This window comes from Butyrivibrio sp. XBB1001, from assembly GCF_000424505.1.
In the GTDB taxonomy this organism is placed as follows: Bacteria; Bacillota; Clostridia; order Lachnospirales; family Lachnospiraceae; genus Butyrivibrio.
Genome location: NZ_AUKA01000010.1, coordinates 98,085 through 122,877, shown reverse-complemented (window position 1 = coordinate 122,877; position 24,793 = coordinate 98,085). Strand labels below are relative to the sequence as shown.

Genomic DNA, 24,793 nt, shown 5'->3' with positions numbered 1-24,793 from the left:
ATGTACTTGACTTTGCCCTAAGGGCATGCACTAGATTAAATGGTGAAAATCATTAGACATAAGGAGACAAACTAGTATGAAAATGGGAAGCAGTAACGATAAAGAGGCAGTAAAGGCACAGTATGCGTCATCCAAAAGCCTTGATACCAGGATCAACTTCCACAACATGTATTCAACAAACAAGATGGGTTTTGGCCCTTGGCTCATATCTAATTATGAGATAAAAGAGGGAATGAAGGTTCTTGAGCTTGGCACGGGAACAGGCGATATGTGGAAAGGGCACGACAATCTTATCGCAAGGTGTGATAAACTTGTTTTATCTGACTTTTCTGAAGGCATGCTTGATACTGCAAGAAAGAATGTTGGGGAGCGCGCAAACGTAGAATACAAACAGATTGATGTTCAGAATATACCTTTTGAGGATGGTTCTTTTGACATAGTAATTGCTAACATGATGCTCTATCACGTACCAGACATTGATAAAGCAGTCAGCGAGATCAGAAGAGTCCTCAAGGATGACGGCGTGTTCTACAGCGCTACATATGGCGAGCACAATTTCAACGACATTATTGCTGAGTGGTTTGGCCTTATTGGTGAGAGCTATGACCCTAATCATCTCTTTACCCTTCAGAACGGAAGCGACATTCTGGGAAAAGAGTTTGCGGATATAGAGGTGCGCCGCTACGAGGACTCTCTTCATGTTACAAATATAGAGGATCTTGCAGATTATCTTCAGAGTTTGAAGGCTCTACATGGCATTGGAACTATGGGAAGAGATGAAATTCTTAATATGCTCAAACCCCATGAAGAAGATGGCGCCATCAATCTGCAGAAGGAGTATGGAACCTTCATTGCACGATGCTAGGGAATGGACCACTATCGAGGAGAAATCATGAGCTATATAGAAGTAAATAACTTAAAGAAAAATTTCACAGTAAAAAAGAAACATGAAAAAGGAAAACTTCTTAGGGAAAAAGAAATAGTAAATGCCCTTAAAGAAGTTTCTTTTTCTGTGGATAAAGGGGAACTTGTGGGATACATTGGCCCAAATGGGGCAGGTAAGTCCACAACGGTCAAAATCTTGTCTGGAATACTTACGCCAGATGGCGGGCAGGTAACGGTTGGAGGCATAGTGCCCTGGAAAGAGAGAAAAAGACATGTCAAGAACATCGGAGTAGTCTTCGGCCAGCGAAGCCAGCTCTGGTGGGATGTTCCCATAATCGATAGTTACATGCTTCTTAGAGATATCTACAGAATTCCGCAGGGGGACTATGAATCCAGGTTAAAAGAGCTAACGGGTGCCCTTCAGCTTGAAGAACTTATGAGGACACCTCTAAGGCTCCTTAGTCTCGGACAAAGAATGAGAGCAGAGCTGTGCGGATCACTTCTCCACAGACCGCAGCTACTATTTCTTGATGAGCCAACTATCGGCCTTGATGCAGTTAGTAAGCTTGCCCTAAGGGATTTCCTTAAATGGGAAAACAATGAGTATGGCACAACAATCATGCTGACAACCCATGATATGGAAGATATCGAGGCACTTTGTTCAAGAGTTATGGTCCTTGGACATGGCAAGAAGCTCTTTGACGGAAAGCTTCCGGACCTTCTTGAGCGCTATGACACTGTCAGAAATGTAAATATAAAATACGAGGGAACTATCACGGACTTAAGGCTTCCTGAGGGTGTTAGCTGTAGTCATACAGAAGATGGAATAGAACTAAGCTACAATCCAACCAAGCTTCCTACATCGAAGCTTCTGGGATTATTGCAGGAAGCAGGAAACATCAGCGAACTTACATTACAGCCCCAGAACACTGATCATATGATCGCAGCTATGTACAAGGAGCTGGACCTATAAAGAGGAATATTATGCCATATTTTACCGTTTTTAAAATGAGGCTTCGAATGGAGCTTCAATATAGAGGGGCCATGATTGGAGGAATTGCTTGCCAGATGTTCTTTGGCCTTATTCTGGTGGCACTGTATAGGGCGCTTTACGCCGGTAAGCCTCAGTCAATACCGATTGAAAGTGTAGCGACTTATGTTTGGCTGCAACAGGCTTTTTTCAGAATGATGCTGGCTTCAGACACAGAGCTTGTGGATAAGATAAGGTCAGGTGATATAGCCTATGACATGTGCCGCCCTGTAGATATGTACGGCTTTTATTATGCAAGGATCATGGCGCAAAAGCTCATGGGAAGTCTCATGCGCGCGGTGCCAATGCTGATAGTAGCTTTTCTTCTTCCAAAGGGCTGGGGAATAAGTTTGCCGGCGTCTTTTCTAGAACTACTTGCAGCGCTTCCTGCTCTTTTGCTGGGACTTTTATGTGTCTGTGCTCTTGAGAACATTACGGTGGCCTTTACCATGAAAACCCTTGATCCAAGGGGAATGCAGGGTCTTCTTAATCTTTTGATGATGACACTTTCGGGAAATCTTTTTCCACTGACGCTATTTCCAGAGAGCTGGCAGAAGATTATTACTTTTTTACCATATGCCCAGCTCCTTGATGCCCCTATAAGACTCTATACCGGGGAATATTTGCCACAGGAAGCATTTAGGATATATGGTATTCAGGCCTTTTGGGCTGTTATTCTCATTGCCCTTGGCGTATCTATGTGGAATGCTAACAAGAAAAGGATGATAGTTCAGGGAGGCTGAGTAGTAAAAGGAAAATATATGAATACTTTGAGATTATATATTAAGTCAATAGGAATGCTTTTAAAGAGCCACCTTCAGTATCCAAGCTCCTTTATCATGCAGACTCTCGCCCAGCTTGTAATGGAAGGCGGCGAGATGATGGTGGTCATCCTGATAGTTGACAGATTTGAGAGCTTAAAGGGATGGAGCGGTGGAAATCTCTATTTCTTTTTCGGAATAATGTCAGTATCTTTTTATCTTACTGAAATGTTTGGAAGAGGAATCACAGGAGACTTCCCATCTATGGTCAGAACGGGGCGGCTGGATACTTTTCTGGTAAGACCTCGAGGGGTGCTGACCCAGGTTTTGTGCGGAGGAACAGATCCAAGGCGAATTTCCTGTATAGCAGTTGGCGTGGCAGCGCTGATAATGGGAAGTAACTTATCTAACATAGACTGGAATCCCCTTAAGGTGCTTGTTTTAGTGGAATCCATTGCCATGAGCTGTCTTCTGATACTGGGGCTTTTTATGATAGAGGCAATCTTTTGCATTTTCAGTGTTAAGTCTGTGGAGCTTGTAAATGCCATTACCTATGGCGGCCGAAGCGCCTGCCAGTACCCGATTGACATTTACCCACTGCCTCTTAGGGCTCTTTTTACAGTTATAGCTCCATTTGCCCTTACAATGCATGTTCCGGCGGCCTGGATCATGGATAAACCGCTTTACGGCTGGCCTATTTGGACTGCTTTTGTCACGCCTCTTTCGGGAGCGGTAGTATTTGCAGTGATGACAGTTCTTTTCCACTTGGGGCTTAGACATTACAGGTCTACTGGAAGTTAATTTGCGGTGTTGATAGAAGAGATTATTTCTGCTACCATAAGTCTGCAAAACTAAAAAGGACTTTTAATAATAATGAAAAAATTAGCATTTATAAAAGAAATAATAATTCTGACACTGGCCACATCCATAATTTCGGCGGCGGTTTTCTTTTTTCTCATGCCAAGTCATGCATCAGTCAGCAGTATTGCAGGTTTGGCTATTGTTTTAGCTAATTTCATACCATTGTCGGTTTCAATGATAACCATCATATTAAACGTATTTCTTTTGATAATCGGCTTTATTACCTGCGGACCGGAGTTTGGCTACAAGACAGTATATACAGCACTCCTGATGCCAGTGATCATGGGAGTATTTGAGAAAATGTTCCCTGATTTTCAGTCTTTTACAGGGGATGCCACATTGGACGTTGTGTGCTACATATTTTTTGTCAGCATTGGAATTGCGATTCTCTTTAACAGAAACGCATCTTCTGGAGGAATTGATATTGTTGCCAAGATTCTCAACAAATATCTGAGGATTGACCTGGGAAAAGCTATGTCAATAGCAGGACTGTGCGTTGCGGGCTCTTCAATTCTTGCTTATGACACCAAGACACTTATGCTTAGTATTCTTGGAACATACTTTAACGGAATGATCATTGATCACTTTATCTTTGATCAGAAGCTTAAGAGAAGAGTATGCATAGTTTCTCCTTTTGAAAAAGATATTCGTGAATTTATACTCTCTGAGCTCCACAGCGGCGCAACTATATATAAAGCAATAGGTGCGTACCGCATGAAAGAGCACAATGAGATCATTACTATTGTGGATAAAAATGAATACCAGAAGCTGATGGCTTTTGTGGATAAGGTGGACCCTCAGGCTTTTGTAACTGTGTATAAGGTAAGTGAAATGCAGTACACGGCCAAGTCCAATCCGGAGAGAATATTTGACTAAATTAACGCTTCTATTTCTTTTGGAGAATCTACAAGGAAAGTTGCTCCCTCATCTACCATCTCCGCAGTATCGCCATAGCCATATGTCACTGCAATACTGTCTATTCCTGCATCTGCGGCGCCCTTTATGTCATAGGCCGTATCACCCACCATTATGCAGGCATTTTTGTTAAGACCATAAGTAGTAATAGCATTTTCTATTAGACGCTTTTTATCTGAGCTATGGTCAGAAAGATCTGGACCAACCATGTGATCAAAGAATTTACTAAGACCAACTCTTTCAAGAATCTTTTCTGCAAACACAAGAGGCTTGCTGGTTATCAAGATGACAGTGAAGCCTTTTTCTTTTAAATTACTTAGGAGTGTTGGAATACCCTCATAGATATCCACATCGTACATACGCTCCTTCTCATATATGCTTCTGTATAGCGCAACAGCCTTGTTGCAGTCCTCATCCTTCATCTGATATTCCCTTACAAATGAATCATAAAGTGAAGGCCCGATAAAGGTTTCAAGCTTTTCCTGCGGCTGATCAGTTATGCCAAAGCTTGACAGGGCATATGCAACTGACGAAGTTATCGCTCTGCCTGAATCTGTCAGGGTTCCATCAAGATCAAACATAACAACCTTGTAGGGCATTATGAACTGTTTAACTTTCTGCATGATGCCTCTAAGATTGTGGATATCTTTTGCTGCAGAGCCTGTTTCCAGAGAGTGATTAGCTTTATCAACTGTATATAGCTCAAGTCCTAGCTCTCCGCATCTGGATCTGGCAATATCGGTGGGACACCAGGGATCATCAAGTCCGTGGAAGACAATGCCTGCCTCTTCCCTTAGCATATCGAAGGTCTGTGGCACCGGGGTAAAAACAAGATGCCTTGCACCAACCTGGAGCTGGCGGTCGTAGTAAGCAGCCAGGGCTGTGCCTATGCTTTTTCCAATGAATAGAACATCACTGTAATCGGTAAAAGAAATCTCTCCAAGCTCCTCTTTTATCTGATCAGCAGCAATTTCAAAGGCCTCCTTCATCCTGACCTTATCATTCATGATCTCACGGGCCTTGTAAGGAAACTCGTAGTTTACTTCTATTATTTCATAGCCATTTTCTCTTGCTAATCTCTTTGAAAAATAAAGAAGTGGCTTATCGCTGTGATAACCCATGCCAGGGAAGATGACTGCAATCTTTTTGTTGTCCATGCGTGCCTCCGTACAAATAAATATCATTATAAAAGTCAAAATTTCTGACTTATTGTACCACAGATTTCGAACTGATTCGGAATAATCAGCTGATTTCTAAAGCAAATATAAACTGACTATAAAGCAAAAAAGGTACTATATCATTTATTTTTTTATTATGATACCGTCTTAAAAAACAAAGATGTAACCTTAAGTAAAGAATTGATTTAGCAAAGGAGAATACCCATGAAAAAGAATATCCGTCTGGTTTTACTTGGAGAATTATTGTTGTTTATAATAGTTTTTTTGATCCTTACATTAGGAACTGGTTTTGGCACATCTGCTATACTCTGGTTTCTTGATTTCCCATCAATCATTGTTATTTTGCTGATACTGATTCCAGGGCTTATAATAATGGGAGAGTGGAAAGATTTCATTAAATCTTTTTCTGTAGGAATAAAGGATTACAGGCTGCTTGAACTCAAGAATATAATAGAGGCAGTAGCTGCGGCTCAGAAACTTACTGTTTTTGCAGCTCTTTTTGCTATTATAATATCAGGTGTGCTGGTAATGGGTAATCTTAGTGACCCTGAGACTATCGGGCCTAACCTGGCAGTATGTTTCTTGTCCGGATTTTATGCAGTTCTCATTGAGTTCATTTTACTGCCACTCAGACTTAATGCTGAGCGGAAGATGAATGAAGAAATGGATATGGAAGATGAATGATGCTGGAATAACAAAAGAGCATTACCTTCAAGTGGTGAGCAAGTTCGGATTTACCAAAAGAGAGCTTGAGCTTGGATATTTAAAGGTGTCCGGCTTTTCAAACCACAGAATAGCGCATATGCTCGGAATTTCAGAACAAACAGTCAAAAATCATTTTACGCATATATTTGAAAAGGCGTGGGTTCCAGGAAGAAAGGAATTTAAAGAACTGTTCCTTCAGGACAAATCGTCATAAGGTTAATGTATAAGAGTATTAAAAGGGGGATTATTTTAAATGGGGAAATTTCTAAATGTCTGGAAAAAAGTTCGCGACTATGTGGAATACTTCCTGATATACAGCTTCGGAGGATGGCTCTACGAGTCTATCTGGTGCGATGTCATATACCATAAAAGAGGTTTCCTCAACAGAGGAGTCCTCTTTGGACCTTGGCTTCCCATCTATGCCATAGGCTTTTTTATCATAATTGCTGTCCTGAATCTGCTAAAAATCAAAAAGCCCTGGCTGGTATTTATTGTTGGCGGGTTAATCGCAACAATTGCTGAGTTTGTTGCAAGCTACATAATGGAATATAAGCTGGGAAGCTATACCTGGGACTACAGCACATATTTTATGAACTATGATGGCAGGATTGCGCTGGTCCCAGGCCTTATGTTTGGGCTACTTATCTGTCTTGCGGTATGTCTTTTGCACCCGGCTATTATAAAGCTTCAGAAAAAATTCCAGGATAATAAAATCCACAATATCTGCTTTGTAGTGATCACCCTTTTATTTCTGGTAGATCTTATCAGCCGCATATGGCTTGGAAGTAACTTTAAGGGGTGACCAATGGACAGTAAATACAGACTGGCAGAGGCTATGAAAAGCTGCATGAAGACCACAACTGTTGAGAACATAACGGTCAAACAGATTGTGGAAAAGTGCGGAGTTTCAAGGCAGACTTTTTACCGAAACTTTATAGACAAATATGACCTTATCAACTGGTACTTTGACAGACTACTTGAAGTTTCCTTTAAAGAGATGGGTAGCAGGGAAGCCTTAAGGGAAGGACTCATCAGGAAGTTTAAGTACATAAGGGAAGAAAAAGTTTTTTTTCAGGCAGCTTTTAAGGTGGATGATCAGAACAATTTAAAGGAACATGATTTTATCATGATCTTCGAGTTCTACTGCCGGCTTATCAGGGAAAAGACAGGAAATCTTCCCGATAAAAAGACAAGGAAACTCCTTGAAATGTACTGTCAGTCCTCTATTTATATGACTGTTCAGTGGGTTTTAAAGGGGCTAAAAGAGTCTGAAGAGGAACTGGCCGACCTTATGATCGAGGCCATGCCAGCAAGGCTCGATGAGCTATTCAGGACTATGAACATTTTGTGATATTCTAAGTCTTATTTGGAACAAATCAGGCAAAGTGTAACTTACAATAAAATAGCCATAATGCTATGCTTTTTATGGATTATGTTAATCCGTGTAACGTAAACAAAAGTTTTGTGGAGGACTAGTATTATGGCTAACAGAATTTCTTTAAACGGAACATCTTATCATGGAGCAGGTGCTATCAATGAGGTTGTTAACGAGTTTAATAACCATGGCTTTAAAAAGGCTTTTGTAGCATCTGACCCTGATCTTATCAAATTTGGAGTAACTGCCAAGGTTACAGATCTTCTGGACAAGGCACAGATTCCTTACGAAATCTACTCAGATATCAAGCCAAACCCTACAATCGAGAACGTAAAAAATGGTGTTGAAGCCTTCAAAAAGTCAGACGCTGACTGCATCATCGCTATTGGCGGCGGATCTTCAATGGACACATCCAAGGCTATCGGTATCATCATCACAAACCCTGAGTTTGCTGATGTTCGTTCACTTGAGGGTGTTGCTCCTACCAAGAATCCTTGCGTTCCTATCATTGCAGTACCTACAACTGCAGGAACAGCAGCAGAGGTTACAATCAACTACGTTATCACAGATGTGGAAAAAGAGAGAAAGTTTGTCTGCGTAGATACTCACGATATGCCAATCGTAGCTATTGTAGACCCTGAGATGATGTCATCAATGCCTAAGGGACTTACAGCTGCAACAGGTATGGATGCCCTTACACATGCTATTGAAGGCTATACAACAAGAGCTGCCTGGGAGATGACAGATATGTTCCATCTCGAAGCTATCAGACTTATTTCAAAGAACCTTAGAGGCGCAGTTGAGAACACCAAGGAAGGCCGTGAAGGGATGGCTCTTGGCCAGTACATCGCTGGTATGGGATTCTCTAACGTTGGTCTTGGAATTGACCATGCTATGGCACACACACTTTCAGCTCACTATGACACACCTCACGGAGTAGCTTGCGCTATGTTCCTTCCAATTTCCATGGAGTTCAACCGTGAGTACACTGGTGAAAGACTTAGAGAAGTAGCAAGAGCTATGGGCGTAGAAGGTGTTGATAACATGACTCAGGAAGAGTACAGAGATGCAGCTATCGCCGCAGTTAAAAAACTCTCTGAGGACGTTGGTATTCCTAAGACTCTTGATAAAATCAAAGAGGAAGACCTTGACGTTCTTGCAACCGATGCTCTTAACGATGCTTGCTATCCTGGAAACCCAAGAGAAGCAACCAAAGAGCAGGTAATTGAAATGTTCCGCATGCTTATGGCATAAAGATATTCGCATAATTGTGAAAATAATAAAGTTTAGGAAGCCTCCAGCCCTCACTGGAGGCTTCTTTATGGTTAAAAACATTATCCAATCGACATAGAAACGTATTTGCGTGTAAAATGGAATGTATAGGAGTGCGATGAAACAAAGTGTTATAGACCCGATCCGCCAAAGGCTGTTTTTTATAATATCTGGGTTGGTGATAAACAGATAACAAAGGAAGGCAAATGATGAAGAGAAAGCAGGGAATACTATCTTACGCATTTATTATACTAGGAGCAATCATGGCAAGCTTTTCTGTTGCCCTGATTCTCTTGCCTAACGATGCCATAGATTATGGAACAGCAGGCGTTGCCATTATTATCAGTAAGCTAACGGGCTTCCAATTATCCCTCTGCGTTCTCTTTGTCTTTTTACCCTTTGCGGTTGCAGGATTTCTTTTCCTTGGCAAGAAATTTACTATAAAAGCCGCCCTTGGCTCCGTAGTTTACATGCTGGGACTGGAAATCTTTGAGAACATACCATTTGAGTTAAATACAGAGCACTTTCTGGCAGTGGCCTTTGGAGGGGCTATCCTGGGGGCTGGTCTTGCCCTGATACTTAGAAATGGCGGATGCATAGACGGCTCAGAAATACTGGCAAATATCGTGGTCAAAAGGCTTTCTGATAAGACGGGACGCAACTACAGCCTGACACCTATCCTGCTGATCTTTAACGCCCTGGTGTACATCACCTGCTTTGTAGTTATAGACTCAACAGCAGCGCTTCTTAGCCTTCTTGTTTATGTGGTGGCAACAGCAGTTATTGACCATTACACTGACCATTTTGAAGCTATCAAGCAGGTCACAATCATTACTCAGGACCCCGATGGAATAATCCGTGACATAAAAGAAAAGCTAAACAAAACCTGCACTATAATGGATTCCCGCGGCGCAATTGCCGGAGAGAACAACACTCTTATCTGTTACATAAGCTTTTTTGAGCTTCCACTTATGAAGGATATCATCTCCACACATTCAGGAAGCTTTAGCACAGTATCCACCATCGATGAGATACTAAGATGATTTTGTGAATAATAAGAAAAGAGGGACGGACATATGGTAAAGGAAATAGTAGGAGATCTTTTAAGACAACCTGTGGATATTGTTGCTCACCAGACGAATTGTATGGGTAACATGGGAGCAGGAGTAGCACTTGCAATAAAAAAGCAGCTGCTTACTTCTGATGCCTATGAGAAATATAAGTCAATATGCAAGGAACAGGGCTCTGACCTTATGGGTAAGACACAGCTTCTCGAGGCACCAGACGGGCGCATTATTGCTAACTGCTTTGGAGAAAATATTCCTACCGGAAAAGGCAAGGATACTGATTATGATGCTCTTATGCACAGCATCGCGAAAGTGCGAAACTATGCAAAGAGAAGTGACCCCATGCTCTCTGTCGGTGTACCTGGCCTAATAGGATGCGGCCTTGCCGGAGGTGACTGGCGCATAGTAAGGGATATGCTATACAAGCTGTTTGGCGGTGAGGGCGAGCCTGACCTATACATTTGCTATCTGGATGAGAACGAGTATAGGAAATGGAATAGAGCATGACTATGGCTTCACGACTCATGGTAAGTGCTATTTAGTGCCTAATGTGGGGAACTAAGGACGGCGGTAAGGACAGCAATAAGGACGGTAATAAGGACTGCAAAAAGGACGGTTATAAGGACTGCAATAAGAATGGTTATAAGGACTGCAATAAGGATGGTGATAAGGACAGCAAAAAAGGCGGCGATAATAATGTGCCAATATTACGCACATTTTTTACTGCTGCAATACGCATTTCAGAAACTTAGCAGTAGCCTATTTTTTTCACTACTGCTAGAATCAGAAAAAAGGAATTTTTATAGTAACATCATGGGTGCTGAGCAGTATTATAAGCGGATGTATCTAAAGAATTTGCCTCTTATATTTGTTTTATCCTTCAAATTAGATATGATTTGACAGATTTTTCAAGAAAATGCACGAAAATCCTAAACAATTGCAATCGTAGCATTACTAAAAAATCTTGAGAAATGGTTATTCAGCAGTAGTGCAAAATTTGCCTTACTGCTGTTTTTGTAAAAAGCCGAAAACAATAGTAAAAACTGCACGCAATATAGATAAAATATCTCCGGCATGAAAACAGCAGAAAAAAGACACTTATAAGCACTTATCATCTACCACTTTCTATGGCGACAGCAGAAAAAAGACACTTATAAACACTTATAATCTACTACTTTCTATGGCGATAGCAGAAAAAAGGCACTTATAAACACTCATCATTTCCTACTATCTAAGGCGATAGAATGGTATATAAAAGACAGCAACAAGTACATTAACAAGAGCAATATCTGCCATGCTTATGGGACAGAAAATGATAAGATATTCTTGATAAAACAGAATAAGAGGAGAAACTAGTGGGGAAAATTATTGTAAACTCAAACAATCAAACTACTTTCAATAACAATGTTGACTACTGCGTAGGAACAGGCCGACTTGGCCTTGCTCTTACAGAGGAATATCTAAAAGAACTTAAATTTGTTCAGGACATGATCGGCTTTTCTTATATCAGAGGCCATGGTCTATTTTCAGACGACGTGGCTATTTATCAGGAGTATGAGGAAGATGGCAAGATCAAGGTAGAGTACAACTACACCTACATTGATAGAATTTTTGATAGATTTCTTGAGCTGGGAATCCGCCCATATCTTGAGCTTGGCTTTATGCCAGAAAAGCTTGCGAGCGGCACCCAGACTATCTTTTATTGGAAAGGAAATACCACTCCGCCCAAGGATTACAAGAAGTGGACAGATATGGTAATCGCACTGCTTGAACACCTGAAAAACCGCTACGGACAGGAAGTTACATCCTGGCCTATAGAAGTCTGGAATGAGCCTAATCTTCCAGGCTTTTGGTACAAGGCAGACATGGAGGAATACTTCAAATTATTCAAGGAAACTTTTCTTGCAATCAAGGCCTTCGACAGCCGCTTCAAGGTCGGCGGTCCCGCAATCTGCGGCGTTAGGGATGCTGAGTGGATAAAGGGCTTTTTGGACTTTTGCAAAAAAGAGGGAATTTGCCCAGACAGGATCACGAGACACCACTACACAATAGAGTTTCCAGAGAGAATCGGTCATTACGATTACTCCAAGCTTGAAGATTCTAAAATGCGCTTTGAAAACCTTCAGTCTACAAGAGATATTGTTGATTCCTATGAAGAGTTTAAGGGGCTTCCCATCCATCTCACAGAGTTTAGCACCTCCTATACTCCAAGAGGCGTCATTCATGACACTAACCTCAATGCAGCTTATCTTGCAAGACAGTTGTCAGGCCTTGGAGATGTGAACGAAGCTTATTCTTACTGGACATTCGGCGATGTCTTTGAAGAGCAGGGAGTTCAAAACTCACTATTCCACGGCGGTTTTGGCATGGTGGCAGCAGGCAATATCCCAAAGCCCACCTTCTGGACCTTCTACTTCTTCAAGCAGCTTAAACTCTTTAGCCAGGACTGCGTATATAGAGATGACAATGCTGTAATTGTTAAGAGTGATAGAGGCTACTCTGGAATTCTCTGGAATATTGATGAGGAAGATCAGGTAAAAGAGATTTCGTTTGCCTTTGGAGAAAAGCTAAACAAGTCAGGACAGGATACATCTGGCAGGCAGGATGCAGAAGAATATACTCTCGTGACCAAGACTGTTGATGAAACTTGCTGTAACCCACTGAAACTCTGGCATGACCTTGGCGAGCCAGCATATCCAACAAGAGAAGAGACTGAGCTTATAAAGAGCGCAGCCTGGCCCCTTGTTGAGAGCAGCGTAGTGAAGGCTGATGATAGCGAGACACTCATAAAGATTCTTGTTAGAAAAAATGGCGTTGTGTACTTTACACTTACTAAGAGAAGCTTCACTCCAGACAGGGGTTACGACTACGACAAGGTTGTTTCCTTCCACTAATAATTTAACAGGTTGTAAACAATCCAATTGCAATAAATCAAAAATGTGGTATAATCTTATCCATGGAATCGTAAAAACGCATCAATATAAGAGCAATCCAAGATTTTTGACATAAAATGGCAAAAATCTATAGATTCTTGTGGACATATTCTGATTAAGTCCACAAGAAGTTATAACGGTGATAGGAAAGGAACATACCATGGATAAAGAATTCGATATTCAGGAATATATGACACATGGGGTTGAGAGAGTAGTTTCTGACGCCATAAAGGCAACTCTTAAGAACCCAAGGGAAAGTGCCTATATGGCCAAGTTTGCCCTTGCCACCAAGGCAGCCTCCAGGAAAAGAGCTAAATTAGAGGCAGAAGGGGAACATATTCCACCATTTCTCATCGCCAGCATTACAAGTAGCTGTAACCTCCATTGTGCAGGCTGTTACTCAAGATGCAACAACGCAACACAGGATACAGAGCCTGTAAGCCAGCTTACAGATGAAGAGTGGCTCAAGGTATTCGATGAGGCCAGTGACCTGGGCGTTAGCTTTATCCTTCTTGCAGGTGGTGAGCCACTTCTTAGAAAGGGCGTCATCGAGGCAGCAGGACAGAGGCAGGATATTCTTTTCCCTATATTTACAAACGGAACATACATGGCTGACAAGTACTTCGATCTCTTTGACAAGAACAGAAACCTTGTACCAATCATGAGTATCGAAGGTGAAAAAGAGGCAACAGACAATAGGCGCGGCGAAGGCGTTTACGACAAGCTTATTTCAAACATGGATGAGCTTAACAGCCGTGGCTTGATCTATGGTGCTTCAGTAACTGTCACCACAGAAAATTTAAAAGACGTCTCATCCGAGGACTTTATCGGCAAGCTCTCAGCAAAGGGCTGCAAGGCAGTTATTTTTGTTGAGTTTGTTCCGGTTACAGATGATGCAGCTAGCCTTGCACCTGGGGATGAAGAAAGAGAATATCTAAAGAGCGAGATTGCAAGGCTCAGAAAAGAGCATCCCGAGATGGTATTTGTTTCTTTCCCTGGCGATGAGAAGAGTTCAGGAGGCTGCATCGCGGCAGGAAGAGGATTCTTCCATATCAACTCTCACGGCGGCGCAGAGCCATGTCCTTTTTCACCATATTCAGATATAAACGTAAAAGAGACATCTCTTCGAGAGGCTATGAATTCCAAGCTTTTCAAAGCTCTTCAGACCGAAGGTACACTCCTTGATGACCACGCAGGAGGATGCGTACTGTATGAAAAAAGACATGAAGTTGAAGCACTTCTTGGATTGGGGAACAGGTAACAATTCAGCGCACTAGTAGAAGAAAGACTTTTCTTTTACTGTAAAAATAGTTGGAGATATTATGGATAAAAAACTTGTTTTCCACAAACCAGTATTTGAAGAAGCAGCAGAGCTATCAAGAATTTATGCCCTTAGGGACAATAAGACCTGCGATAGCACGGTTTTAGATACATATATTTGGAAAGACCTTTATGATACAAAGGTTTATCTTGAGGAAGAGGCAGCTCTTATCCTTATGAAGGATGAAAAAGGCTATTTTGCAGCAATGCCCTATTGTAGTGCGGAAGATCTTCCTAAGTATTTCAAACTCCTTAGAAGTTACTTCAATGAAGAATTAAATGCACCGCTAAGGATAGACCTTGCTGATGAAGATGCCCTGAATGCATTGGGACTTATGGATGATCCGGATTTTGTAATAGAGGAGGAAACTGATTTCAAGGACTACCTCTACGATGCACAGGAACTTAGAACCCTTGCAGGCAAGAAATTCCAGAAAAAACGAAACCTGGTGAACAAATTCATGAAGGAATATGAAGGCAGATGGGAATACAAGACCCTGTGCTGTATGGACGAATACTTCCTTGAAAAATTCATGGAAAAATGGGTTGAAATAAGACTTTCAGAGGGCGTGGACAGTAAGGATACGCTTATCGTAGAGAAAGACGGAGTAATAGACATCCTTAGAAACTGTGACAAGGTAACCTTCAGAGTTGGCGGTCTTTTCATAGATGAGATGCTGGAAGCCTTCACGATAGGTTCATACAACAGTAGAGAGCAGATGGCAGTTATCAGTATTGAAAAAGCCAACTCAGAAATACCTGGAATATATCAGGTCATAAATCAGCAGTTTCTTTTAAATTCCTATGAAGATGCCAGGATTGTCAACAGAGAAGACGACATGGGTCTGGAGGGACTTAGACACGCTAAAGAGAGCTATAACCCTGTAGGTTATGCCAGAAAATATAGGGTTATTGAAAAAGCTGACAGCATGTAATGGATTTTACTAACCTATGTCAGATATAAATAGGCGGTTATCTTATGATAATAGAACTTACGGATAAAGAAAAAACGAGGCCCCTCTATGAGGAAGCCTTCGACGATCCCAAGGTATTTGTTGATTACTACTATGAAGAAAAATGCCTTGATAACAGGATTATCGTCAGCCTTGAGGACGGCAAAATAGTATCTATGCTGCATCTTAATCCCTATAAGATGAACATGTGTAGGAGTGTTGTACAAAGCTACTACATTGTCGCCGTGGCTACCACTGAAAATGAGCGCCATAAGGGCCACATGAGTAGAGTCTTTGAAAAGACCTTTGAGCTTTTACAAAAGGAACATATTCCATTTGTATTTCTTTTGCCTGTGGATGAGTCTATTTATTCCTGGATGGGATTTGAAAAGATATGCGATTTTTCGGAGGAAAAAGAAACAGACTATAACAGGATAAAGTCTCAGAATGACGTTTACTGCATAAGAGATGAGGCCTACCTTCGCAGGATGAAAAGAGAGGATGAACTAAGAAAGCTAGGTAGCGGAGAAGTTCTCCCTGATAATCCTGTGATAATGGCCAAAATTACTGACCTTGAGGCCTTTAATAAGGCAGCAGGCACTGATTTTACTGATGAGAAAAATGCACTTTCATGGCTAAGGGAAAAGAAAATCTATATATGCGAAGAAGTGTGAATAATAATCCTTGTGGGATTTGACTAAGTGGAGGAAAAACAATGAGTAACTTTTTAAACCTTGTAAAAGAGCGCAGAAGCGTCAGAACTTTTGATGGCTCAGCTCCTAAAAAAGAAGACCTTGAGGCACTGGTAAGCTATGCCAAGGACATAACAAACCCCTATGGTGTTGACGTTAGATTTGTATTTCTTGATGCAGATAAGAACAAGCTTTCAAGCCCTGTTCTTTCTGGTGAAAAATGCTATGTCAGCGCCGTAACAACCAAGAAGGAGCACGCAGAAGAAGCTTACGGCTACAGCTTTGAAAAGCTTCTTATGAAGGCTCAGGAGCTGGGACTTGGCAATGTATGGATTGGCGGAACAATGCCAAGAGATAAGTTTGAGCAGGCTTCAGGCCTTACAGATGGCGAGATCATGCCATGCATGAGCCCTCTTGGAACCCCAGCTAAAAAGATGACTGTAAAAGAGACTCTTGTGAGAAAAGGTGTAAAGGCAGATACAAGATACAAATTCGAAGAGCTCTTCTATGTTGGAAGTTTCGACACTCCAATGACAGAAAGCTATGCTAAGAGCCATGGCCTTTTTGACGACCTTGAAGTAGTAAGACTTGCACCATCTGCAGTTAACAAGCAGCCCTGGAGAATCGTCATTGATGGAAACAAGGCGCACTTCTTTGAAAAGAAGGACAAGGGATTTCAGACTCCTGACTATGACCTTCAGAAGATAGATATTGGAATAGCACTATACCACTTTGAAACCCAGTTAACAGAAGAAGGAAGAAAGCCAGTCTTTTCTGTAGAAGACCCTGGTCTTGCACTTCCAGAGCAGACTGAGTACGTAGCAACATATACGTTCTAAGCCAAAATGGTACTAGGGACGGAGTCAACGGTTCATCTTTAGTCAGACATTGCGGAGATAGTTCGCACTGTCTGGCTTTTTCTTTTTTCTTTTCCCAAAACGTGATACTCTAAGACAGTAAGATACAGAGAAATTGGAGCAAAAGAGATGAAGAAAGAAGAAAAAACGAATGTGATGCGTGTCCTTGATGGCAAGAAAATACAGTATGAGAGCCATACATATGAGCAGGACGCAACACTTACTGGTGAAGAAATAGCAGGGATACTAGGAGAGGATGCTAAGAAAGTGTTCAAGACCCTTGTAACCCAGGGCAAGAGCGGGGCCTACTATGTATTCGTAGTTCCGGTACAGGCAGAACTTGATCTTAAGAAAGCTGCCAAGGCAGCAGGCGAGAAGGCTGTCAGCATGATAAAGCAAAAAGAGCTACTGCCCCTTACAGGCTATGTACACGGCGGATGCTCTCCAATTGGCATGAAAAAGCAGTTTCCCACATTTATACATGAGACAGCAGAGGGCTATGAGAAAATCTTTGTCAGCGGCGGCAAGGTTGGTTATCAGATAGAAGTAGCACCAGGTGATATTGTTTCTCTTATAAGGGCTACTTTCGCAGACATAGTGAGCTGAGCCCCATGCGGAGCTGACGCTTCCTATCGCATGATCACAAGCCAGTAATGGTATGAAAAAGACGGGAGAATTGTACTAGAAAATGACTTATCGCTTAATTGCTTTATTTTTCATTGCTGTTTTTTATTTAATTTACTTCGCCAAGATGCTTTTGCAGAGGCAAAAGGGCATAGTGACTAATCAGATAGCCAAAAGTAAGGTTCACGACAGGGGCTTTTACATCGAAGCCGTGATGAAGATTGCTACAATCGCAGCACCTATTACAGAGGTTATCTCAATAGCCTATGGCAGGAGCATGTTCACCATCATGTTCAGGGTAATTGGCATGCATTTGGCATTCCTTGGGGACCTTGTGTTCCTGATGGCTGTCTGGACCATGAAGGACAGCTGGAGAGCGGGAGTTGCCAAGACAGATACAGGCAAAAGAAATCTCATTACCGCAGGCATTTACAAGTATTCCAGGAATCCTGCATTTTTAGGGTTTGATCTTGTGTACCTTGGAATACTACTTATGTTTGGTAATCCAGTCCTATGCGCAGTAACTGTCTGGGCTATATTGATGCTTCATCTGCAGATCCTTCAGGAGGAAAAATTCCTTGAGGAAGTTTACGGAGAAGACTATAGGACATATAAAGATAAGACTAGCAGATATGCGGGACTTGGGAAACTGACAAGACCAATGGAAAATATTGGTAGTGATGATGCTAATTCCACTGCAAGGCATATGAGTAAGGCGGGCATTGCATTTTCCAAGATCAGCCTTTACCTGTACTTTGTTCTGGGAGTGTGGTCAGTTCTGTATTTCTTTACCTGCCTTGCCTATGGCGGAGGCCCGAAGCTCTCCTGGGTTTGGATATGGATCCTCATAGCCGTTTTTTCTTTTGCCAGAGTAGGGATGATAAAGGCTAGGCTCCAGGGCCGGGAAAAGATAAAGATTCCTGCGGCACTTAAATGGATATACAGGGTAGTATTTGCACTTTGCCTTGGAATATTCATTGTTACTGAGGTAAGGATAATTGGTGCCATGACGGCAAAACCACAGGAGAACCTTGATTATATCATTGTTCTTGGAGCGGGACTTCGTGGAACTGAGCCTTCAAATCCTTTTAAAGCAAGAATTGAGAAGGCAGCAGAGTACCTTAATGAAAATGAAGGCACACAGGCTGTGGCTTCTGGCGGACAGGGAAGACATGAGGATATCAGTGAAGCAGAGGCTGCAAAGCGCAGGCTATCAGAAGTTTATGGGATTGATGAGAGCCGCATTATCTTGGAGGACCAGTCAGCTGACACAGAGCAGAATCTCAAGTTCAGCCTTGAGATAATAGGCGATGCTGATGCATCTGTAGGAATTGTGACTAATGGTTTCCATGAACTTCGCGCTATGTCAATTGCCAGAGAGGTCGGCTACAAAAATGTGTACTCAGTTCCTGCACGAACTCTTTTCCCAGTGGGTATACACTACTGCGTCAGAGAGTTCTTCGGAATGATGGAATTTTATGTGAAATATAAGCTGTAAAAGATGGTTACAGAGGCGAAATTTTATCGTGTGAAATTAGCAAAGTAATAAAAGAAAGGAACAGGAGATGGAAAACTTCAAACTTTATACACCAACAGAAGTGGTTTTCGGACGAGGCGTTGAGGAAAATACCGGAGAAACTGCAGCTAAATATGGCAGGAAAGCGCTTCTTGTTTTTGGAAAAGGTAGCGTAATTAAAAGCGGACTCCTTGAAAGAGTAGAGAAATCTCTTGCGGCAGCAGGCCTTGAATACAAGGAATTTGGCGGAGCCAAGCCAAATCCAACTCTTGCTCATGCAGAGGAAGGAATAAAGGAAGCTCTTTTGTTTGGAGCAGATATAATAATTGGTATTGGCGGCGGAAGCGCCATAGATACTGCCAAAGCAATTGCCCACGGAACAGCCAACAAGGACCAGAACCTGTGGGAACTTTGGACTAAAAAGGTGCCCCTTACAAAGTCTCTTCCAGTGGGCGCAGTTCTTACAATTGCCGCTGCAGGAAGCGAGATGAGCGATTCTGCAGTCCTCACCAACGAAGCAATTGGCAAAAAAGCCGGTATCAACACTGATTTTAACCGCTGCAGATTTGCAATAGTTAATCCTGAGCTTGGCATGACACTTCCAAAGAACCAGTTATCAGCAGGCGTTACAGATATTTGCATGCACACCATGGAGAGGTACTTTATTCCGGGAATCAAGTGCGACATGACAGATGAGATTGCAGAAGGACTTCTTCGCACTGTGATAAAGAACGGAAAGATAATTGTGGAAAACCCTTCAGACTACGATGCAATGTGTGAAGTATTCTGGGCATCAAGTCTTTCCCACAACAACCTTACAGAGGTTGGCCGCGGCAAGGACTTTTCAGTTCACAAGCTGGGACATGCGCTGTCAGCCCGCTATGACTCAACTCACGGAGCTTCACTTTCAGCTGTCTGGGGCTCTTGGGCAAAAGAGCTTTACCTGGGCGCTACAGACCGATTTGCAAGATTTGCCAGAAAGGTCTGGAATGTAACAGAAGAAGATGACACAAAGGCTGCTCTTGAAGGTATTGAGAAGACTGTTGATTTCTTTAGATCAATTGGGATGCCAACAAGCATTAAAGAGCTGGGTGTTAACCCTACTGATGAGGATTTGAAGGCTCTTTCACTTGATGCTACAATGAATGATACTGTAAAATTATCCCGTATCAGACCACTTGATGCGGCAGCGGTAGAGAAGATCTACAGGGATGCACTGGGATGATATTGCGGCGCAAACAGATATGAGTGCTGAACAATGCTCATACAGTGTATGCTGCAGGAGTCAATTCTTTTGATAATAGAACATGAGACGAATGGAGAGACCAGATGGCAGAGACATTAAAGAAAAGAAGTGAAGTACCAGAGAATTTAAAGTGGGATACTTCCAGAATTTATAAGACAAAAGAAGATATGAAAGCAGGGCTTGATGCTCTAAAGAGCCTTAGCGCAGAGATTGAGAAAAACTACAAAGGAAAGCTCACTGACAGTAAGACAATAAATGAGTGCCTTTCAAAGTACAATGATTTTCTGATCATGGTAGATCACGTATCAAATTACTCAAATCTCAATCTTTCAGTGGATTATACAGACGCAGAAAATGCCAGGACAGATGCATTTGTAATTGGTGAGTACATGAAGGAGCTTGCAAGGCTTTCTTTTATCGACAGTGAAATAGCTCAGGCTCCTGAAAATGTGATAAAAGAGGCTATTGATACCGCTACTATCTCAAAGAACTATCTTGAGGACGTTCTTAGATTTAAACCACACATGCTGAGTGCAGAGACAGAGGCTACTCTTGTTTCAATGCAGGAGGTAACAAGCGCTCCTTATCAGATGTACGAGCAGACCAAGCTTGCAGACATGAAATTCCCTGACTTTGAGGTCAATGGAAAAAAATATCCGCTTGGCTATTCTCTTTTTGAGGATGACTATGAATATGAAGAGGACACAGCAGTCAGAAGAGCTGCATTTAAGGCTTTCTCTGAGAAATTAAGAGACTACATGTACACTACAGCAGCTCAGTACGGCGCAAGAGTTCGTTCTGAGAAGATACTTTCTGAGATAAGACACTTTGACAGTGTATTTGATCACCTTCTCTTTTCCCAGAAGGTTACAAGGGAAATGTACGATCGTCAGATTGACCTTATCATGGAAAAGCTTGCTCCACACATGAGGAAATATGCAAGACTTATCAAGAAAGCGCATAACCTTGATAAGATGACCTACGCAGACCTTAAGCTTCCTCTTGATCCAGAATACAACCCAAAGGTTACTATTGAGAAATCAAAGGAGTATATTCTTGACGGACTCTCAATAATGGGCCCAGAGTATCAGGAAATGCTTAAAAGAGCTTACGACGAGAGATGGATTGATTTTGCCCAGAACGTTGGTAAATCAACAGGTGGTTTCTGTGCAAGCCCATACCAGAAGGGGTCATATATTCTTTTATCCTGGAATGAGAGAATGAGTGATGTCTTTACCCTTGCTCACGAGCTGGGACACGCTGGACATTTCTACAACTGCCAGCAGCATCAGAGCTATTTTGACAACGAATGCTCACAGTACGTGGTTGAGGCTCCTTCTACAATAAATGAGCTTCTCATGGCTGAGTATCTCAAGGACAAGAATACAGAGGATAAGCGCTTCCGCAGATGGGTACTTGCTTCTCAGATTTCAAATACCTACTACCACAACTTTGTAACCCACCTTTTAGAGGCTGCTTATCAGAGAGAAGTGTACAAGCGTGTTGATAAGGGCGAGTCAGTTCCTGCTGAAACTTTAAATGAGATCTTTAAGGGTGTTCTGCAGAAATTCTGGGGCGATGAAGTTGAGCTTACAGAAGGCTGTGAACTTACCTGGATGCGCCAGCCACATTACTACATGGGACTTTATTCTTACAGCTACAGCGCAAGCCTTACAATTGCAACTCAGGTCATGAAGAGAATCAGACGTGAAGGCCAGAGCGCAGTAGATGACTGGAAAAAGACTCTTAAAGCTGGCGGAAGCGTAACTCCTGTTGAGTTTGCCAAGATGGCAGGCGTTGATGTAACAACTGATGCAGCTCTTCTAGATACCATCGACTACATCGGCAGCATCATTGACGAGATAGAGGCCCTGTCTTGATTTAAGGAATAGGATTGTAAGTAGTGATAAGAGAAAAAATAGAAAAGATAATTGAAGAAGAGGTTATTCTAAGGGGAATAATCAGTAAGCCCAAGTCAAAATCATCTGAGTACAGGAAAATAGATATCCAGATGATTGCAGGCAAGGACGGCAAGAATGCTGAAGCTGCCAAGACTGGAACATCAGGAAATACCAATGCTTCCTGTTGCAGCGAAAAGTCTGTCGAAAACTGCAGTTATCAGATTTCCAAGTACACTCAGAAGCAGGTCTTTCACGAGAATGTGAGCGCATCTGACCTTGCAGGCCGGATTGAAGGAATCATAACTGACCTTGAGATGAGGCAGATGAGCCTTTGGACTGATAATTATGAATACATATTTCTTTTGTCTAAAAAGGGCGAACTTAGCACCAAGCGCAGAGCCCTGAAGGCAGAGGAAAAGGTCCAGACCAGTTCTTCCCATAACAGGCAAAAGAACTATATCATCAGCGAGGGTTCAGATGTCCCTCCGCTTGTCGATATGGGCGTCTTTACCAAAGATGGCAAGGTCGTAAAGTCCATGTATGACAAGTTCAGGCAGATAAACCGCTTTTTGGAAATTCTTGATGATGAGATAGACAGCGGGAAGCTTCAGCATTTAAACGTCATAGACTTTGGCTGCGGCAAGTCATACCTTACCTTTGTGGTGTACTATTATCTGACTGAGATAAAGGGCATTACCGCCAACATTATAGGTCTTGACCTTAAGGCAGATGTGATAAAAAAGTGTAATCAGGCTGCTCAGAAGTACGGCTATGAGAATCTGCATTTTGAGCTTGGGGATATCAATGGTTATAAGGCACCATTTGATGTGGATATGGTAATTACGCTCCACGCCTGCGATACAGCCACCGATTACGCCCTGTATAACGCAGTGCAGTGGAATGCCAGGATGATCTTTTCCGTGCCTTGTTGTCAGCATGAGATTAACAAGCAGATAGAAAGCGATGATCTAGCTCTTTTGACCAGGTATGGAATAATAAAAGAAAGATTTGCAGCCCTGGCTACAGATGCCATAAGAGGAAATCTTCTGGAATATATGGGCTACAGAACGCAGCTTCTTGAGTTTGTAGACTTCGCCCATACTCCCAAGAACATCCTGATAAGGGCCGTCAAGAAGCCAATGGGCGCCAAGGGCGCAAGACAAAAGGCCCTTGATGAAGTGGAAAGCCTTATGAAGGAATTCCACACAGAACAGACTTTATATAACTTGCTAATTGAAAAGAATGGAGGACAAAACAATGGCAGTAAACAGTATTGATGCAGAGGACGATCAGTTTGCGTATCGCTATGATACTCAGCTTCTCATAGATCGCAGAGACAAGGATCTTGATGAGGACGAGATTTCAGATTACATCACAGAGAATTTCGAGGGCAATTCACTTATTGCAGCAGGAGATGAGGATCTTGTTAAGATCCACTTCCATACCAACGAGCCCTGGAAGGTGCTTGAATACTGCAATACAGTTGGTGAGATCTACGACATCGTTGTAGAAGATATGATCAGACAGTCCAATGGCCTTCAGGGCTGAATGTGACGCTCTGAGCAGATGTCAGAGTGCTTGATCAGCGGAAACTCATTCATGTAGGGAGCTTATTCATGTAAATATTCTGGTATTCTTTGGGAGACATACCGTATACTTTTTTGAAGGCTTTGAAAAAGCTAGAGTAGTCGCGGAAACCAAAGCGCTCATACGTGCTGGTGATGCCCTTTCCACTTATTATGGCATCACGGCACTCTGAAAGCCTCTTTTTTATTATGTACTGATGAAGCGAGATGCCCAGAGTATCTTTGAACAGGTGTGCAACATAATACTTGCTGACAAAAAACTGCCCAGCTACATCATCGAGGCTAAGGCTTTCTTCAAGGTTATTTTCTACGTAGCTTAGGATATTCTGGAAAAGAGTCAGTTCATCGCTGCCAGCATTATTGTGATCTTCATCGTAGATTATGCGATTGATAGTCAGGATTAGGTCACAAAGACAGATATGACGAAATGCATCGCTGGCATAACGGTCCTGACTTGTCTCTTCTAAGAGACGCAGAAACTTAGATTCCACCTGATGAAACTGAGCAGGAGCCAGATGATAGATGTATTTCTTGAAGGCTTCCGCTCTCTGCATAAGGTACATGTAATCAACAGATTCTTTTATAAGACTATTGCAGCAGTCCTTGCTGATCCAAAAGACAAATCGTCTATAGTATTCATCTGATTCGTGCATTATAGCATGGTGCGAAACCCCTGGAGGAACTATCATCAGATCCCCCGGGGTCATTTTGTATTGCTGGACTTTTGATGAATTGTGGAAATCATCTTGCCCCTTTCTGGAGGCAGCACTTTCTTTTCCGGAATTATCTTCATCCTTAGCCAAATTGCGATTTCCAAATATTTCCATGGTCACATCCCCTTCTAGAAAGAGGTAACATTCATAGTAATCGTGGGCATGTGGCTGAAGTGTTCGGAAATTCTTGTCAGAGTAGTAGTACACCTCAAAGTCAGAGGAAAGCATGTACTGTCTGGAGTTAAAAGATGAGCGAAGCTTGTTTTTCATATCTTGTGATCCTTCTGGTTGTGGACTAGTTGGAGTAACATTTGTAGTTATAGCTGCCTTAAAAGCATATAAAATCGTAGAAACCCATGTTTTTATAGGTGTCCTGCAGGAAAACTACAGCCATAATTATATC

Annotated in this window: 26 protein-coding genes; 24 read left to right on the top strand and 2 right to left on the bottom strand. The window is 42.2% G+C overall.

Annotation, left to right across the window (positions count from 1 at the left end):
• The first annotated feature begins 76 nt into the window (after nucleotides 1–76).
• From G631_RS0110510 to G631_RS18870, 5 genes are all read left to right on the top strand, one after another.
• Nucleotides 77–865 carry a class I SAM-dependent methyltransferase gene (locus G631_RS0110510; protein WP_026489407.1) on the top strand — a complete coding sequence of 263 codons (789 nt, stop codon included), beginning with the start codon at nucleotides 77–79 and terminating at the stop codon, nucleotides 863–865.
• 3 nt (nucleotides 866–868) lie between these two features.
• On the top strand, nucleotides 869–1,858 hold the full coding sequence (locus tag G631_RS0110505) for an ABC transporter ATP-binding protein (protein WP_442855806.1): 990 nt from the start codon (nucleotides 869–871) through the stop codon (nucleotides 1,856–1,858).
• Between the two features lie 11 nt (nucleotides 1,859–1,869).
• Nucleotides 1,870–2,658, top strand: a complete 789-nt coding sequence (locus G631_RS0110500; RefSeq protein WP_155833915.1) for an ABC transporter permease — start codon at nucleotides 1,870–1,872, stop codon at nucleotides 2,656–2,658.
• An 18-nt stretch (nucleotides 2,659–2,676) separates the two neighbouring features.
• The gene (locus tag G631_RS0110495; RefSeq protein WP_026489404.1) at nucleotides 2,677–3,477 is read left to right on the top strand and encodes an ABC transporter permease; all 801 of its coding nucleotides are present in this window, start codon (nucleotides 2,677–2,679) and stop codon (nucleotides 3,475–3,477) included.
• A gap of 72 nt (nucleotides 3,478–3,549) precedes the next feature.
• A complete protein-coding gene (locus tag G631_RS18870) occupies nucleotides 3,550–4,413 on the top strand; it encodes a YitT family protein (protein ID WP_035789653.1) in 864 nt (287 codons plus the stop codon).
• On the opposite strand, the gene G631_RS21385 is transcribed toward G631_RS18870, so the two are convergent.
• Nucleotides 4,410–5,609: an HAD hydrolase-like protein gene (locus G631_RS21385; protein ID WP_242829094.1), complete on the bottom strand. Its 1,200-nt coding sequence runs from the start codon at nucleotides 5,607–5,609 to the stop codon at nucleotides 4,410–4,412. The two genes, G631_RS18870 and G631_RS21385, sit on opposite strands and share 4 nt — an antisense overlap.
• Nucleotides 5,610–5,834: 225 nt before the next feature.
• On the opposite strand from G631_RS21385, the gene G631_RS0110480 reads away from it, so the two are divergent.
• The 19 genes from G631_RS0110480 to G631_RS0110390 all read left to right on the top strand — a co-directional run bounded on the left by G631_RS0110480 (nucleotide 5,835) and on the right by G631_RS0110390 (nucleotide 23,639).
• Nucleotides 5,835–6,314 (top strand): hypothetical protein, encoded by a 480-nt coding sequence (locus G631_RS0110480; RefSeq protein WP_026489402.1) that lies wholly within the window; start codon nucleotides 5,835–5,837, stop codon nucleotides 6,312–6,314.
• Nucleotides 6,286–6,549 (top strand): helix-turn-helix transcriptional regulator, encoded by a 264-nt coding sequence (locus tag G631_RS18865; protein ID WP_035789652.1) that lies wholly within the window; start codon nucleotides 6,286–6,288, stop codon nucleotides 6,547–6,549. The genes G631_RS0110480 and G631_RS18865 overlap by 29 nt, the downstream gene beginning before the upstream one ends.
• A 39-nt stretch (nucleotides 6,550–6,588) precedes the next feature.
• Complete coding sequence (locus G631_RS0110470; RefSeq protein WP_026489401.1) at nucleotides 6,589–7,137, top strand: putative ABC transporter permease; 549 nt, start codon at nucleotides 6,589–6,591, stop codon at nucleotides 7,135–7,137.
• Between the two features lie 3 nt (nucleotides 7,138–7,140).
• Complete coding sequence (locus G631_RS0110465; RefSeq protein ID WP_026489400.1) at nucleotides 7,141–7,686, top strand: TetR/AcrR family transcriptional regulator C-terminal domain-containing protein; 546 nt, start codon at nucleotides 7,141–7,143, stop codon at nucleotides 7,684–7,686.
• A 129-nt stretch (nucleotides 7,687–7,815) separates the two neighbouring features.
• Entirely contained in the window at nucleotides 7,816–8,964 is a 1,149-nt protein-coding gene (fucO, locus tag G631_RS0110460) for a lactaldehyde reductase (protein WP_026489399.1), read from the top strand.
• A 224-nt stretch (nucleotides 8,965–9,188) separates the two neighbouring features.
• Entirely contained in the window at nucleotides 9,189–10,025 is an 837-nt protein-coding gene (locus G631_RS0110455; RefSeq protein ID WP_242829093.1) for a YitT family protein, read from the top strand.
• 33 nt (nucleotides 10,026–10,058) lie between these two features.
• Nucleotides 10,059–10,556 carry a macro domain-containing protein gene (locus tag G631_RS18860; RefSeq protein ID WP_051197131.1) on the top strand — a complete coding sequence of 166 codons (498 nt, stop codon included), beginning with the start codon at nucleotides 10,059–10,061 and terminating at the stop codon, nucleotides 10,554–10,556.
• 41 nt (nucleotides 10,557–10,597) lie between these two features.
• Nucleotides 10,598–10,801 carry a hypothetical protein gene (locus tag G631_RS0110445; protein ID WP_026489397.1) on the top strand — a complete coding sequence of 68 codons (204 nt, stop codon included), beginning with the start codon at nucleotides 10,598–10,600 and terminating at the stop codon, nucleotides 10,799–10,801.
• Nucleotides 10,802–11,404: 603 nt separating this feature from the next.
• Nucleotides 11,405–12,943 (top strand): GH39 family glycosyl hydrolase, encoded by a 1,539-nt coding sequence (locus tag G631_RS0110440; RefSeq protein WP_026489396.1) that lies wholly within the window; start codon nucleotides 11,405–11,407, stop codon nucleotides 12,941–12,943.
• A 199-nt stretch (nucleotides 12,944–13,142) separates the two neighbouring features.
• Entirely contained in the window at nucleotides 13,143–14,243 is a 1,101-nt protein-coding gene (locus G631_RS0110435) for a radical SAM protein (RefSeq protein ID WP_026489395.1), read from the top strand.
• 61 nt (nucleotides 14,244–14,304) lie between these two features.
• On the top strand, nucleotides 14,305–15,237 hold the full coding sequence (locus G631_RS18855) for a DUF2156 domain-containing protein (RefSeq protein ID WP_035789650.1): 933 nt from the start codon (nucleotides 14,305–14,307) through the stop codon (nucleotides 15,235–15,237).
• Between the two features lie 44 nt (nucleotides 15,238–15,281).
• Complete coding sequence (locus G631_RS20260) at nucleotides 15,282–15,929, top strand: GNAT family N-acetyltransferase (protein WP_026489394.1); 648 nt, start codon at nucleotides 15,282–15,284, stop codon at nucleotides 15,927–15,929.
• 41 nt (nucleotides 15,930–15,970) lie between these two features.
• Nucleotides 15,971–16,786, top strand: coding sequence for a nitroreductase family protein (locus tag G631_RS0110420; RefSeq protein WP_026489393.1), 816 nt, complete (start codon nucleotides 15,971–15,973; stop codon nucleotides 16,784–16,786).
• Nucleotides 16,787–16,933: 147 nt separating this feature from the next.
• Complete coding sequence (ybaK, locus tag G631_RS0110415; RefSeq protein WP_026489392.1) at nucleotides 16,934–17,410, top strand: Cys-tRNA(Pro) deacylase; 477 nt, start codon at nucleotides 16,934–16,936, stop codon at nucleotides 17,408–17,410.
• A gap of 172 nt (nucleotides 17,411–17,582) precedes the next feature.
• Complete coding sequence (locus G631_RS20695; RefSeq protein ID WP_242829092.1) at nucleotides 17,583–18,926, top strand: ElyC/SanA/YdcF family protein; 1,344 nt, start codon at nucleotides 17,583–17,585, stop codon at nucleotides 18,924–18,926.
• Between the two features lie 67 nt (nucleotides 18,927–18,993).
• Nucleotides 18,994–20,169, top strand: a complete 1,176-nt coding sequence (locus G631_RS0110405; RefSeq protein ID WP_026489391.1) for an iron-containing alcohol dehydrogenase — start codon at nucleotides 18,994–18,996, stop codon at nucleotides 20,167–20,169.
• Nucleotides 20,170–20,273: 104 nt separating this feature from the next.
• Nucleotides 20,274–22,070, top strand: coding sequence for an oligoendopeptidase F (gene pepF / locus G631_RS0110400; RefSeq protein WP_026489390.1), 1,797 nt, complete (start codon nucleotides 20,274–20,276; stop codon nucleotides 22,068–22,070).
• 23 nt (nucleotides 22,071–22,093) lie between these two features.
• Nucleotides 22,094–23,368 carry a class I SAM-dependent methyltransferase gene (locus G631_RS0110395; protein ID WP_035789648.1) on the top strand — a complete coding sequence of 425 codons (1,275 nt, stop codon included), beginning with the start codon at nucleotides 22,094–22,096 and terminating at the stop codon, nucleotides 23,366–23,368.
• Nucleotides 23,349–23,639 (top strand): hypothetical protein, encoded by a 291-nt coding sequence (locus G631_RS0110390; RefSeq protein ID WP_092061452.1) that lies wholly within the window; start codon nucleotides 23,349–23,351, stop codon nucleotides 23,637–23,639. Before G631_RS0110395 ends, G631_RS0110390 begins: the two co-directional genes overlap by 20 nt.
• 49 nt (nucleotides 23,640–23,688) lie before the next feature.
• Here the strand turns inward: G631_RS0110390 and G631_RS0110385 are convergent, their stop codons facing one another.
• On the bottom strand, nucleotides 23,689–24,660 hold the full coding sequence (locus G631_RS0110385; protein WP_026489387.1) for an AraC family transcriptional regulator: 972 nt from the start codon (nucleotides 24,658–24,660) through the stop codon (nucleotides 23,689–23,691).
• Between the last annotated feature and the right edge of the window lie 133 nt (nucleotides 24,661–24,793).